This is a genomic window from Vibrio sp. 1F253, assembly GCF_041439295.1.
GTDB lineage: Bacteria > Pseudomonadota > Gammaproteobacteria > Enterobacterales > Vibrionaceae > Vibrio > Vibrio tasmaniensis_A.
In genome coordinates, this window is sequence record NZ_JBGONU010000012.1 from 66,646 (window position 1) to 80,443 (window position 13,798).

The 13,798-nt window shown below is 43.2% G+C and carries 11 protein-coding genes; 7 read left to right on the forward strand and 4 right to left on the reverse strand.

Annotated elements, in window-relative coordinates; genetic code table 11:
• Nucleotides 1-116: 116 nt before the first annotated feature.
• From ACED28_RS08580 to ACED28_RS08590, 3 genes are all read left to right on the forward strand, one after another.
• Nucleotides 117-323, forward strand: coding sequence for a hypothetical protein (locus ACED28_RS08580; protein ID WP_004734707.1), 207 nt, complete (start codon nt 117-119; stop codon nt 321-323).
• 420 nt (nt 324-743) lie between these two features.
• Nucleotides 744-1,421, forward strand: coding sequence for a hypothetical protein (locus ACED28_RS08585; RefSeq protein ID WP_017096733.1), 678 nt, complete (start codon nt 744-746; stop codon nt 1,419-1,421).
• A 1-nt stretch (nt 1,422) separates the two neighbouring features.
• Nucleotides 1,423-2,583 (forward strand): serine protease, encoded by a 1,161-nt coding sequence (locus tag ACED28_RS08590; RefSeq protein WP_009847045.1) that lies wholly within the window; start codon nt 1,423-1,425, stop codon nt 2,581-2,583.
• 93 nt (nt 2,584-2,676) lie between these two features.
• Here the strand turns inward: ACED28_RS08590 and ACED28_RS08595 are convergent, their stop codons facing one another.
• Nucleotides 2,677-4,056 carry a hypothetical protein gene (locus ACED28_RS08595; RefSeq protein ID WP_371709654.1) on the reverse strand — a complete coding sequence of 460 codons (1,380 nt, stop codon included), beginning with the start codon at nt 4,054-4,056 and terminating at the stop codon, nt 2,677-2,679.
• A 311-nt stretch (nt 4,057-4,367) separates the two neighbouring features.
• Nucleotides 4,368-5,768 carry an asparagine--tRNA ligase gene (gene asnS / locus ACED28_RS08600; RefSeq protein WP_004734710.1) on the reverse strand — a complete coding sequence of 467 codons (1,401 nt, stop codon included), beginning with the start codon at nt 5,766-5,768 and terminating at the stop codon, nt 4,368-4,370.
• A 720-nt stretch (nt 5,769-6,488) separates the two neighbouring features.
• On the opposite strand from asnS, the gene ACED28_RS08605 reads away from it, so the two are divergent.
• Nucleotides 6,489-7,979 carry a SulP family inorganic anion transporter gene (locus ACED28_RS08605; protein ID WP_371709655.1) on the forward strand — a complete coding sequence of 497 codons (1,491 nt, stop codon included), beginning with the start codon at nt 6,489-6,491 and terminating at the stop codon, nt 7,977-7,979.
• A 130-nt stretch (nt 7,980-8,109) separates the two neighbouring features.
• Here ACED28_RS08605 and ACED28_RS08610 read toward each other — a convergent pair whose 3' ends face one another.
• On the reverse strand, nt 8,110-9,744 hold the full coding sequence (locus ACED28_RS08610) for a methyl-accepting chemotaxis protein (protein WP_371709656.1): 1,635 nt from the start codon (nt 9,742-9,744) through the stop codon (nt 8,110-8,112).
• Between the two features lie 327 nt (nt 9,745-10,071).
• Here ACED28_RS08610 and queD point away from each other — a divergent pair, with 327 nt between their 5' ends.
• The 3 genes from queD (at nt 10,072) to ACED28_RS08625 (ending at nt 12,315) form a co-directional block, all read left to right on the forward strand.
• Nucleotides 10,072-10,434, forward strand: a complete 363-nt coding sequence (queD, locus tag ACED28_RS08615) for a 6-carboxytetrahydropterin synthase QueD (RefSeq protein WP_009847038.1) — start codon at nt 10,072-10,074, stop codon at nt 10,432-10,434.
• A 459-nt stretch (nt 10,435-10,893) separates the two neighbouring features.
• On the forward strand, nt 10,894-11,091 hold the full coding sequence (locus tag ACED28_RS08620; protein WP_371709657.1) for a hypothetical protein: 198 nt from the start codon (nt 10,894-10,896) through the stop codon (nt 11,089-11,091).
• 81 nt (nt 11,092-11,172) lie between these two features.
• Nucleotides 11,173-12,315 (forward strand): amino acid permease, encoded by a 1,143-nt coding sequence (locus ACED28_RS08625; RefSeq protein ID WP_371709670.1) that lies wholly within the window; start codon nt 11,173-11,175, stop codon nt 12,313-12,315.
• Nucleotides 12,316-12,435: 120 nt separating this feature from the next.
• On the opposite strand, the gene ACED28_RS08630 is transcribed toward ACED28_RS08625, so the two are convergent.
• Nucleotides 12,436-13,797 (reverse strand): L-serine ammonia-lyase, encoded by a 1,362-nt coding sequence (locus tag ACED28_RS08630; protein ID WP_009847036.1) that lies wholly within the window; start codon nt 13,795-13,797, stop codon nt 12,436-12,438.
• Between the last annotated feature and the right edge of the window lies 1 nt (nt 13,798).

Sequence of the window (13,798 nt, forward strand, 5' to 3'; positions counted from 1 at the left end):
ACTCATAAAAAAGACAATGATTCCAACTGTACGGACTGATTCCGATGCAACTGTACGCCTTCTTGACCAACGAGTTGTGATTCAATATCGATAGACCAAATATTGGAGATACCGTTATGTTGAAAATGACTATGGGTAACGAAGTTAAGTTGATTATCGTTGCTATTGTGTGTGCACTTCTGTTAATCCTCGGCCACGTACTACTGGCAAAAGCATTCGCTGATATGGCATGGGCAGAATACACGACTGCCGCCATCCCATTTGTTATGATGGCAATCTGCGGTCTCGCGATAAAATACGCTATCGACCAAGATGTCGACTAAGTTTTTGAGTACACAAAAATGATCTTTCAGAGCCCCTCCATGATTTGGTGGGGCTTTTTCGTTGTATACATGAAACGAACTTGCATAGGTATCGCTGTTATCGTCGTGAAATAAAAATTCTTAATGACATACAATTACTATCCATACCTATTGTAAGCATATGTAAGGAGCGTCGAGTCACTACTTGGAAAGTAAATCACCTTTAGTCAAAAGCTTGGCAAACGCCATTTATCATCATTAACTATTGGTATGGTTGGGTTTATAGTTATTCGTGCCAACTATCAGTCGGTGAGGTTTGAATCGTGATGAACAAAGCCCTTACAGCACCTTACATTTTCAACTTATCTTTAGCCTACAATTACTTGGAACTAATACTGAGGCGAAAAAATGAGATTAAAATGTGCAAAATTGAACCTCTGCATGTTGGCATTGCTAACAACCAATGCAGCGGCCAGTGAGGTTGAGGTCGATTTAAATAAATTAAGTAATGTTTCAGAAATTGGTACAGATACTTTGTCGATCGCTAGTGAGTTCATCGGTTATGAACTTAATGATGGCAAGTATCGTTACGCAAGAGACGTTGACTTGAACGGTTTAGATTGGGTTTTCTTGTATGGAGAGCATCAAAGAAAAGATAAACCCAATAGTGCTTTAATTGGTGACGTAAACGTTATTGGTGAATTACGACAAGTTTCTAATTCAGAGACCAAAAACGCAATTGGTAACCGTTATTACTGGCAGGGTGGTGATTCTACAGATTACAACCAAGAGCTAGCTTTTTCTGGTTTACTTGTCGGCACTAGTGGTTTCTCTTTTGACGTTCAACCAGGTAAAGGCGGGCGATTTTCTGTAGAGCTTTATACACACAATTGGCTCTCTTCTGCTGATGTAACCGCATGTGTTAAAAAGCAATGTATCACTATTAAAAATGATATCTCCTTTCACATGACCAGTGTCAAAAATACGATAGTTTTCGAATCCCAATCTCCTGATGATATCGTCGAAATCACTTATACACGTCAACATAGACAGTTCGACTTTGAAGCTAGACAGGGTTACCACGCTATTGAAGCTATCCAATTGAGAGAGGCTCAGTAACATGAAAAAAATTATTTTGGCATCAGCGATCGTTGCTACTTTTTCAGCGCAGGCGGGCATAGGCAAGATGGATCGCTCGGTTACTCAACACAAAGCGTTTGCCTTACAAACTCAATTTGATTTTGCTTGCCACATGAATGCAGGGTCGGCCACTTTAATCGACCCGTATTGGGTTATCACAGCAAATCATGTGTCAGGTTCAAAAAGTGAAGGATATGAAAATGCGGTAACTTGTTCTTCTTATGAAAAAGATAAGAATGGTAAGTACAATGTTGTTCATACGTCACGTGCGACTACTGACCCTGATGGTGAGTGGGGGGAGTATGAATTTACCGATGGTATTTACGACTTCGCTTTGGTGCGCTTAGATACGCCTATCACCGGTATCAAGCCGGCGAAGTTGCCCGAGAAAGGGATGTTTGATCATTCAGAAGTCTATGAAGTAAATAGCGTTGGCTTTGGCAACTATAACGGACGTAATGGCGGCAAAAAGTTTGTTAAGTACAACGACACAGACAAAAAATGGTTAGCTGAGTACAAATATGACCCAGTGATCATGCCTCAAAGTAACTTGCAGTGGTTAATTATCCATGGGGATTCAGGCTCTGGTATCACGATTGAGAGAGATGGTGAGTTTTATATTATTGGGGAGATAGGGCTTCAATATTATGGTGAGCTTGGTTGGCAAGATACCTTCGATGATGTTTTGGGAAGATTGGATTCATTACAAAGTGACATGCAAGAGCATGGTTTTAGCTATACGAAACCTGTAAATCTTGCTGATGTAAAATGGACACCGACGACCCAGAATGACATTGAAGATCTTCACGCGTTTTACAGCTACTGGAAAGCGGGAAGTATGGACTTCAATGCGACTTACTGGACGGCGGATGGTGGTATTTATAACACCGCTTATGCGATAGAAGGGGAAAAGTACACTTTTGAAACAGTGATACCTGTAAATTCTAAAGCGCCTGCATTTGATGTGTTTGTTAATGGTCGTCAGGTCGCTCATAACATTAAAGCGGACAAAGAAAGTCTGTTTTTGAAAGTGAATGCATTTGAACAGAAAGGCGATCAGTTAGTCATTGAATTTAAGCCTCTTCAAAGTACAGGTGAAAAAATTATGCTCGATCACTTTTTGGTGCGCAAGGCTGACTAATTTAGTCTGGACAGCTTAAATGAAACTTAAGCAGAATAAATAAAGATGAAGCCCTACAGTGTTAAGTAGGGCTTCTTTTTGCAATGTGTAAAATTACTTAGTAATTAGCGTACTTTGCTTAGCATTGAATTCAAAGTTCGAAGTCTTGGTTACCGATTTGGTTACGGTCGGAGCTACGCTACCTAGCATATCTCTCTTTGTCGTTCTTTCGTAATTGACAAGTTGAACTTGGTCACCTTTGAGAGTGCTCTCTAAGCAGTTAGCAACAGTGACCAGTTTCCCTGATGCGACTTTGAACTTGATTTTTTTACAGTAGTTAATTGTGTTGACTGATGGGTCTTTAACTAGGGTAAATTGTTCATCTGCAATCTCAACTTGGATCGCGCTTTTGTTCAATTCAACCTGAACAGATGTGTGTGATGTTTCAATGCCATAATTTTCGATCATCAAACCCGTTTCAATTAAGGGCTTAGGAGCGACACGGTACTTATCATCGGACCTATATGCTGTATTTATTGTGTCCGTTTTTGAGTTATAGACAGTCGTCGGCTGAGTTGATGTAGCTTTGAATACATACGATTTGGTAACAGGATCTAGTTTACCATTACCCTTTAAGTAGGTTATTAACTCATCTCGGTTTGATACATTAAATTGCTTGAATAATAGTGAAGAGACATGATCAAGTGCATATACACTTTTTCTCACGTGGTTTTCAACCGCTACAGCTTTCAGGCTATCGCTCACAACGTCCAGCAGGTTGTTGTTCAAAAGGCTGTTTTTAGGAGTGTAATTTGCTCGTAGGTCTTTTGTAACACCCGTCATTACAGACGCCAAACCATACGTAGATACTTCAGCAGGAGTCATATAATGCATTCCTTGAGCCGGAGCAGCTTTCAGTGTAAACCAGTAGAAGCCGCTCGGATCTGGTAATCCCATCTTTTTATAATAATCAATGTAGGGTTTATGCTCACTATGACCAACAGGCAATGAAGCCCCTTGTAAAGACCCTTGTGCCCATGAGTGAACGCCTAATCGAGCACCTGGTTCAATCGTTCTTTTCACACCCGCAGCGAAAAGGTCAGTTCCCCCCGAAGCGACATGTCCAATAGAGCTAATGTACGTGTCTAATTTTTTCGCTCTTACTTTGTACGCTAGTTGAATGTTGGCATCATCATTCATAGAGCCACCCATATCGATGAAGTTCAGCGTTTTTGTATTCGGGTGAGCTTTGATCATATCGTCAAATGCTTTGGGGCTACCACTACATGCAACGCCATTGACATTCGCTATTGTACCCTTAATCTTGAAGGTTAAGGCTGTATCCCCTTGTAAGGGTTGCGAACATTTAGAGATAAATACCACTGGCTTTTGCGTTGGCTTAACTGTTGGTTTTTTCGCGGGAGTCGATGAGCCTCCTCCGCCACATCCGGTTAAAGTGATTAGTAGAGCTGCAGATAAAATGCTTGTTTTCATTGGGGTCCCTAAAAATTTATATTCACAAATTAATTAGTAAGAAGAATAATTTATACAGGACATCAATACTGTATGACTTTGTCAGGTGTTCATTACATAAAATTACAGTGCTTAACTATATGATTTTGATTTGTTGATTTGTTATCTTCGCGTCTAACCGCTTTTGAATCGAGAATACGCAGGAGAATTTGTGGGTGGGGAAGGGAGGTTGTGGGCAACGGAAATAATCTCGGGGAATAAAAAAACCTCCGTATATACGGAGGTTTTTATTTATCTGATACTGACTTCGTTAAAGAAGAAGCAAGCCGATATTAGAAGTTCGCAGAGCGTGGTGTACGTGGGAACGGGATAACGTCACGAACGTTGCCCATACCTGTTACGTAAGACACTAGACGCTCAAAGCCAAGACCGAAGCCAGCGTGAGGCACTGTGCCGTATTTACGTAGGTCGCGGTACCAGCTCATGTGCTCAGGGTCGATACCCATACCAATCATGCGCTCGTCTAGAATGTCTAGACGCTCTTCACGTTGTGCACCACCGATGATTTCACCGATGCCTGGTGCAAGTACGTCCATTGCTGCAACTGTCTTGCCGTCGTCGTTTAAGCGCATGTAGAAAGCTTTGATGTCTTTCGGGTAGTTCTTAACGATAACAGGTGCTTTGAAGTGCTCTTCAGCTAGGTAACGCTCATGCTCTGAAGACATGTCGATGCCCCACTCAACGTCGAATTCAAATTTCTTACCAGAATCTAGTAGGATTTGGATTGCGTCAGTGTAGTCAACTTGTGCGAAATCAGCGTCTACGAATTGCTCTAGACGAGTGATTGCTTCTTTGTCGATGCGAGAAGCGAAGAACTCAAGGTCGTCGCGGCGCTCTTCAAGAACAGCAGCGAAAACGTACTTAAGCATGTCTTCAGCCAGTTTTGCTACATCGTCAAGGTCTGCAAACGCAACTTCAGGCTCAACCATCCAGAATTCAGCTAGGTGGCGGCTTGTGTTTGAGTTTTCAGCACGGAACGTAGGACCGAACGTGTAAACTTTGCTTAGTGCACAAGCGTAAGCTTCAGCATTAAGTTGGCCAGATACTGTTAGGAAAGTTTCTTTACCGAAGAAATCTTCGTTGAAGTCAACTTTGCCTTCGTCAGTGCGAGGTAGGTTTTCCATGTCTAGCGTCGATACGCGGAACATTTCACCAGCGCCTTCTGCATCAGATGCAGTGATAAGCGGAGCTGAAGTCCAGAAGAAACCTTGCTCGTGGTAGAAACGGTGAATCGCTTGAGATAAACAGTTACGTACACGTGCTACTGCGCCGATCACGTTCGTACGTGGGCGTAGGTGAGCAACTTCACGAAGGTATTCGATAGAGTGACGTGTCTTAGCCATTGGGTAAGTGTCAGCGTCTTCAACCCAGCCTACAACTTTAACGTCAGTTGCTGCTAGTTCGAAGTCTTGACCTTTCGCAGGAGACTCAACAATCTTACCTGTTACTTCAACAGAGCAGCCAGTAGTTAGCTTTAATACTTCGTCTTCGTAATTATTAAGATTATTAGGAACCACGGCCTGAATCGGGTCGAAACAAGAGCCGTCATAAATGGCAAGGAAAGAGATTCCAGCTTTGGAATCACGACGTGAACGGATCCAGCCGCGAACAGTTACTTCACTGTCTACCGCTAGCTTGCCGCCAAGTACGTCTGTTACAGGCGCGTAAGTCATGTTGATTTCATTCTCCATTGAGGGACAAATTCAACTCAAAGTCTCTGGCATTGCTGCAAATAAACATACATTTGCACAATAATTAGCCGAAACATTAAGTTGTATAAACTTTTTAAATCGATAGAACATATTACCTGTCATACCGACAGCTTCAACCTTTATTCTTGCTTGGTGAAAGAAATATTGTGTCTACTGAGCAGAAATACCTTTTAGGGTGTGTTTTTTGTTCGATTTGGCTTTCTGTTTGGTATTTGTTTGAGTGCTAAGGAGGTGCGCTAGCGCTAATGGTTAAGTATTCTTCAATACCTTGTAAATCGATGTGAGCAGAGTGATTGAAATGACATGAACTGAAGTTGATTACAACATAGAGCTGGCTGAAATCGAGTCCGCTAGCGGTTTTTGGCCGGATTAAGAAGCGTTAATATTCGAAACCTTTGTTTGCAATATTGGTCGTGTGATTAAAGTGGCACTCACTCTATATTGTCAGCCATTCTGACCTGTGTAGGACAAACGCGATAAAAAAAAGCACAGGTGTTGATTTCGTCCTACTAAACAATCACCCACTAAAGGAGTTTAATGTTCACGTGTTAATTACGCCGCCTTAACCCCTGCATTCTCTCTACACCCGCACTTTTCGAGCGCTCGCTCATTCAAGAAAAACAGTCGATCAAATTATGTCTCAACAAGGCAGGGCTGGCTGTACAAGTAAAAGAGAATTACATGCTTAATTATTTAAAAAAACACTGGTTATCAAACGTTAAAGGAGATTCATTATCTGGGATTGTGGTTGCACTCGCATTGATCCCTGAAGCCATCGCATTTTCAATTATTGCAGGCGTTGACCCTAAAGTAGGGCCCTATGCCTCGTTCTGTATTTGTGTCGTCACTGCTTTGGTTGGCAGTCGTCCGGGAATGATTTCCGGTGCAACAGGCGCTATGGCGCTATTAATGGTCACCTTGGTGAGAGAGCACGGACTAGAATATCTACTCGCTGCTTCATCTTTAGCTGGCGTCATTCAAATCGCAGCCGGGTATCTTAAGCTTGGTAACCTAATGAATTTCGTTTCCAAATCGGTGATTACTGGATTTGTTAACGCGCTCGCGATTCTCATTTTCATGGCCCAGCTTCCTGAGTTGATCAACGTTCCTTCAAGTGTGTACGTGTTAGTCGCTTTGGGTTTGGCGCTCATCTACTTGCTTCCATATTTTCCCAAGTTTGGTCGTGCAATACCTTCTCCATTGGTCGCTATTGTTGCCCTGACAATCATTAGTTTGTTATTTGGTTTAGATGTCAGAACGATTGGCGATATGGGCAAGCTTCCGGATTCACTGCCGGTATTCTTGATTCCTAATATCCCATTCACGTTCGATACGCTTGCAACCATCCTGCCATATTCTATCGCTCTATCTCTGGTTGGCTTACTGGAATCCTTGATGACGGCGACGATCGTGGATGACCTGACCGATACTGAAAGTAATAAGAACAATGAATGCAAAGGGCAGGGCGTTGCGAACATCGTGGCTTCACTATTTGGTGGTATGGCGGGGTGTGCGATGATTGGCCAGTCGATCATTAACATCAAATCAGGCGGCTTAACCCGATTATCCAGCTTGATCGCCGGGGTTGTTTTACTGCTAATGGTGGTGTTTGTTTCTGATTGGTTGAAGCTGATACCGATGGCCGCTTTAGTGTCTGTGATGATCATGGTTTCAATCGGCACGTTTTCATGGCGCTCTGTTGTTGAGCTTAAAGACCACACACTCCCAACCAATGTAACCATGTTAGCAACCGTGGCGGTGGTGGTGTTTACTCACAATCTCGCAATAGGTGTTGCGGTTGGCGTGGTGCTATCGGCTTTGTTTTATGCGCATGCCAGCAAGTCGATGGTCTTTATATCTGATGAAGTGGTGACTAACGAACTGCACACCACCCATCGAGTAAAAGGCCATGTCTTCTTTGCTTCTTCAGATGCGTTTATCGATCTATTTGATTATGACAATGCGACCTCTTTAGTGACCATCGATATTTCGGATGCGTCTTTCCTAGATAACACGTCGGTTGAGGCGCTTGATAAGGTAGTATTTAAGTTCCGTAAAAAGGGTGCTTATGTAGAGGTCGCAGGAATGGATACCGTGAGTGCGAATCTAATATTCAAGCACGCGATGTACCACAAGCATAAAGATTTAACCGCGGTTTCCATTACGCACTAATCATGGTTTAAGGTACTTTAAAAGCTTAAAAGCTTAAAAGCTTAAAAGCCTGAACTAGACATTGTTATGAAGATAAAGCGCTCATCATTGAGCGCTTTTTTGTTGATGTCGGTAGGGGAGTTCTAACGACCTATGACTGACCTTTGTCGTTGGTCTTTGAGTTCGATAAGGTGAATTGGTTGATAAGAGATTCAAGGTGATCCGACAGCTCTTCTAAATCATTACTGATTCCACGAGTCTCAGCCGCAGACTGCGATGTGTTGTCGGCGTGAGAAGTGATGGTTTCAACCTTTTGTTGAACATCTTCGGTCGCGTGTGTAGTGGATTGCGTCTGTTTTTGAATATTTTTCGCATGAGCCAGCACTTGTTTCATTTCTTCAACGACACCATTCATTTCAACGGACAGTGCGTCGATATCTGTCGAGCTTTGATGTGCTTGTTCGCAAACGCGGTCAGCAGAATTCAGCGATTCTTCACTGCCTTGTTGGAACTGCTGAATGATAGACTCAATACTGCCAGTAGCCTCTGCCGTTCGTGATGCAAGATTACGAACTTCATCTGCCACTACCGCAAAGCCGCGACCTTGTTCTCCCGCTCGAGCCGCTTCAATCGCTGCATTCAAGGCTAGAAGGTTGGTTTGGTCGGCAATGCCACGAATCACACTCAATATTGAAGAGACTTCTCCAGTTTGCTCATTAAGTGTTTGTATCTTGTGTTTCACTTCTTCGATACTGCTCACTAGATTCTTAATCTCACTACTTGCATCATGTGCTTGGTTAGCACTCTTACAAGCCACATCTGAGGTGTGATTGATGAGTTCTGACGCGGTTAAAGTGGCTTGTTCTACATTGACCTGTTGTGCTTGTATTCCTTCGACATTGTTTTGCACTTCTGTGGTTTCGTTTTGTTGATCGCTGGCGGCTTGCTCGGTAATTTGAGCAACGCTAGTCAGTTGATTGGCTGACGCATTCAGTTTGTGCGAAGTATCTTGTACCTTTTCTAAGCTGTTAGAAACGGTTCCCATGAACGAGTTGATGGCGTTAGCCAGCGTGCCAATCTCATCTTTACTTTGTTCGGGCAAACGAGTGGACAGGTTTTTATCGCTGCTTACTTGGGTCATAAACCGCGAAGTCTGTTGAAGAGGGCGAACGATAATCTTACGAATTAATCCCATCGTAAGAACAAACCCGGCGAAGGAGATAACCGCCATAATGCCTATAGCAGCCATGGTTTGAGTGTTGATCAGCGCGTTAACGTGGCTGAGGTTATATTCTAGGCGAATCGCGCCTAATACTTCACCTTCTGGTGCCATATGACATGCCACACAATTGGTGCCGCGATAGTTCTCGCTCGACTTCATTGGCAGAGCAATAACCAAGCCTTTACCCCAATCGGCAGAAAAGGGTTCGATAACAGTTTCGCCTGCTAGCGCTCGTTTATCGATATCATCAATAGGTGTTTGGTTGTCATTGCCAGGTCCGTACAATTTGCTCACTGCATCGGCGCGCAGTACACGAACATTTTCAATGCCTTCTTGCGCTAACGCTTTCTGACGAAGGGTCTCTTTTTGTGCCATGGTGCCAGTCAGCATCATCATATTAAGGCTATCGAAATAGTTGCTTGCCTTATCGTGAAGCTGCTCACTTAACACCGAGTTTACAAGTTGCTTTTGCTGCGAATATTGAAAGTAAGTCGATATTGCAAGCAAGAAAGTGAACACAATGGCGAGGGCTACTAGGATTTTAAAGGTGATTGTTGAGCGCATAAGGTGTTTGTTTTTATTAAGTATAATGACATGCATACTTTACGTGTAAGCGGCTCTACCACCTATGGGGTATAACCGATTGTGTGACCACACTCCGGTTGTGGTTATGTTTCTGTGATGTAGCGGGTTTGTTTCTCGTTGGGCGAGAAGGTTAAGCGTATGGTGATTTTCAAGCCATCTTTATATGTGTTTTATTGTGACTCAAGTGAGTGGCTAGCAACAAGCTCCCCGCTTGCCGCTAATAAGGCCGTACAGTGGTGATAGAACTTGTAGTGTGTATTGGTTTTACGTAATATTGCGTGTCATTTTTTTAGCCTGAGAAACACAATGAGAACTGAGTTATACAAAGAGTTTATGTTTGAAGCAGCCCACCATCTTCCACACGTGCCAGAAGGGCATAAGTGCGGTCGTTTGCATGGTCACTCTTTTCTTGTTCGTTTGTACGTAGAAGGCGAAGTTGACCCGCATACAGGTTGGGTAATCGACTTTTCTGAAATTAAAGCTGTATTCAAACCAATTTACGACCGTTTAGACCACTACTACCTAAACGACATTGAAGGTTTAGAAAACCCGACAAGTGAAGTATTGGCTAAGTGGATCTGGAATGAACTTAAACCAAGCTTGCCACTTTTGAGCAAGGTTGAGATTAAAGAAACATGTACAGCGGGTTGTATCTACCGCGGTGAATAAGGTTTCGATGCTGTAGTTTGTGATGCTAAAGTCTTCGATGCTGTAGATTTCAAAGATACAGCTATCAAAGATACAGCTATCAAGACAACAGTCTTCAATACTATAGCTTTCAAGGTTATAGCCTTAAAAGCTATAATCGAACGAAAGGCGCTTACAAGAGCGCCTTTTTTGTAGCTGTCATATATGTTTGGGTGCTCTTTATACAAGCTTTGTTGTTAATGGGGTGGGGGGGTTATAGTTCCGCTTTTTATTAATAATGATTATTGTTTTACGCGGTTTGGTGGTCGATTTGTATCCAAATGGCTATTTTGTTCAATTTAATAGCAAAAAATGTGGTTATAGCGTTGTGTTTCAAAGCTCATTCGATAAGATGAAAATACCTCTAATGACAGAGGTAGGGCAGCAATGGATACGCTGCTTCAAATACTATGGAATGTGACTTAATTATTGGACACATACATGAAATTCAAGATTACATCGCCGATTATTGAACCTACGGAAGGTTCACCACATCAGTTAATGCTAACTCACGCTTCTCGTTTTGCCTCTTTTAAGACAAGCTCCCCTTTGAACGCCCTGTTCGACAACGTCTCTGCACGCTTCTTTACCGCTTATCGCTCCTATTGTTATTCGTTTTATAACTTTATTTCTATCTGAACTCCTTTGTCATCCGCTCGATGAACGAAGACTCACATCTATAAAAACTAAACAAATAAGTTAAAAACAATGAATATTAAAATGATGGGTAGCTCCCTAATTATCGCTGGTACCGCTCTCGGTGCTGGTATGCTTGCGATCCCAATGGTATTAGCTCAATTCGGATTGCTTTACGGCACACTGCTTATGGTACTGATCTGCTTCGGTACGACTTATGCAGCATTACTACTTCTAGAAGCGGCCATCAAAGCGGGTGGCGGTCTAGGATTAAACTCTATTGCCCGAAAAACCTTGGGCAAACAAGGGCAGTTGATTACCAACGGCCTACTTTACGCGTTATTGATTTGCCTATTGATGGCCTACATTCTGGGTGCGGGTGATTTGCTGAGTAAGTTACTGTCTAACTTAGGTGTAGACATTAGCGCAACGACGAGCCAAATCACGTTTACTTTACTTGCTGGTGCTGTAGTCGCAAGTGGCACCGGAGTGATTGATAAGCTCAACCGCGCATTGTTCTTTGTGATGCTAGCAAGCTTGTTTGCAACCATGGTGTTTTTGGCACCAAGTATGACGCAAGAAAACTTGATGCAGGTAACCAGCCACGACCACGTCGATCTAATCAAAACCAGTGCCATCCTGTTTACGAGCTTTGGCTTTATGGTTGTGATTCCAACCTTGGTTTCTTACAACCACGAAGCGACAGACAAACAGCTGCGTAACATGGTTATTATCGGTTCTCTGATTCCATTAGTGTGCTACTTGTGCTGGTTGTTTGCTGTGGTCGGTAACTTGAGCGAAGAGCAATTTAGAAGCTTCAAGAACGTATCAGATTTGATGGCGGCTTTTGAGGCTCAGTCTCCTTGGGTGGGTAACGTTCTGTCTACCTTCACCGGCTTGGCGTTGTTGACTTCTTTCTTTGGTGTAGCGATGGCGTTGTTCAACCAAAACAAAGACATGTTCAACCAAAATACAGCGGTCACTTACTGCATTAGTTTCATCTTGCCTCTGGCGGGTTCACTGCTTGCTGCAGATAAGTTCCTACAAGTGTTGAACTACGCAGGTATCATCTTAGTGTTCCTAGCTGTGTTTGTTCCTCTGGTGATGGTTCATAAGCAACGCTTTATGAAGGTAGCGGAAGACAGATACAGTGCTGAAGGTGGCCGACCAATGATGCTTTTCTCATTGCTGTTTGGTTGCTTCTTGCTAATCTCACAAGTGATTTAGCAGAACAATTTAGTGGTTGAATCAATCAGTCACCAAGCTTTAGCGACAAAAGCTTAAGATACAAAAAAAGGAACGCATCGGCGTTCCTTTTTTATTATCGGTTTATTAATTCAGAAATGATTAACAAACAACCTTAACAGCCAAACCACCTTGAGAAGTCTCACGGTATTTAGCGTTCATGTCTTTACCTGTTTCTAGCATTGTTTCGATAACTTTATCTAGAGAAACAGTCGGAGCAGAAGAACGACGAAGTGCCATACGAGTCGAGTTGATTGCTTTAACTGCAGCAATACCGTTACGCTCGATACATGGAACTTGTACTTGGCCAGCAACTGGGTCACACGTTAGACCTAGGTTGTGCTCCATGCCGATTTCTGCAGCCATACATACTTGCTCTGGGCTACCACCCATAAGCTCAGCAAGACCAGCAGCAGCCATAGAACATGCCACACCAACTTCACCCTGACAGCCAACTTCAGCACCAGAGATAGAAGCGTTACGCTTGTAAAGACCACCGATCGCGCCAGACGCTGCGAAGTAACGGATGTAATCTTTCTCTGTCACTGTTTGGATGAACTTATCGTAGTAAGCCAATACAGCAGGGATGATGCCACACGCGCCGTTTGTTGGTGCCGTTACTACACGACCGCCCGCTGCGTTTTCTTCGTTTACTGCGAAAGCAAACATGTTCACCCAGTCAACAACCGTCATTGGATCGTTAGTTGTTTTTTCTGACGTGATCAGCTGTTGGCGAAGTGCTGCTGCACGACGAGGTACACGCAGTGGACCAGGCAGGATACCTTCAGTATTCATACCGCGATCCATACACTCACGCATCGTTTTCCAGATGTTAGCGAAGTAAGTGCGAGACTCTTCGTCTGAGTGGAAAGCCGCTTGGTTTTTCATAACCAGTGTACTGATAGAAAGACCACTTTCTTTACACTGATTAACCAGCTCTTCCGCTGTTGTGAATTCGTAAGGTGCTTTAATTGGGTTTTCTTCTTCTTTGCCGAAGTTCTCTTCGTCAACGATGAAACCACCACCAATTGAGTAATACGTTTTTGAATATGCGACTTCGTCATCAACCCAAGCATGAATGCTCATGCCATTCTCGTGTAGAGAAAGGTTGCTAGTGTGGAAGTTCATTCCGCCGTCGCGAGGGAACGAAACAGTATGACAGTGCATACCGACAGGTAGACGTTCAGTTTCTTCTACTCGAGCAATGAAGCCTGCAATAGAATCGATATCAACACGCTCAGGAGTATTGCCAGCAAGACCCATGATGATTGCGATATCTGTGTGGTGACCTTTCCCTGTCAGTGATAGTGATCCATATACGTCCACGGTGATTTTAGTGATGTCGCGCAATTTTCCCATTGAACGTAGGTCATCAATAAATTCTTTACCCGCTTTCATTGGTCCAACTGTATGTGAGCTCGATGGACCAACACCGATTTTATAGATATCAAATACACTAATCATA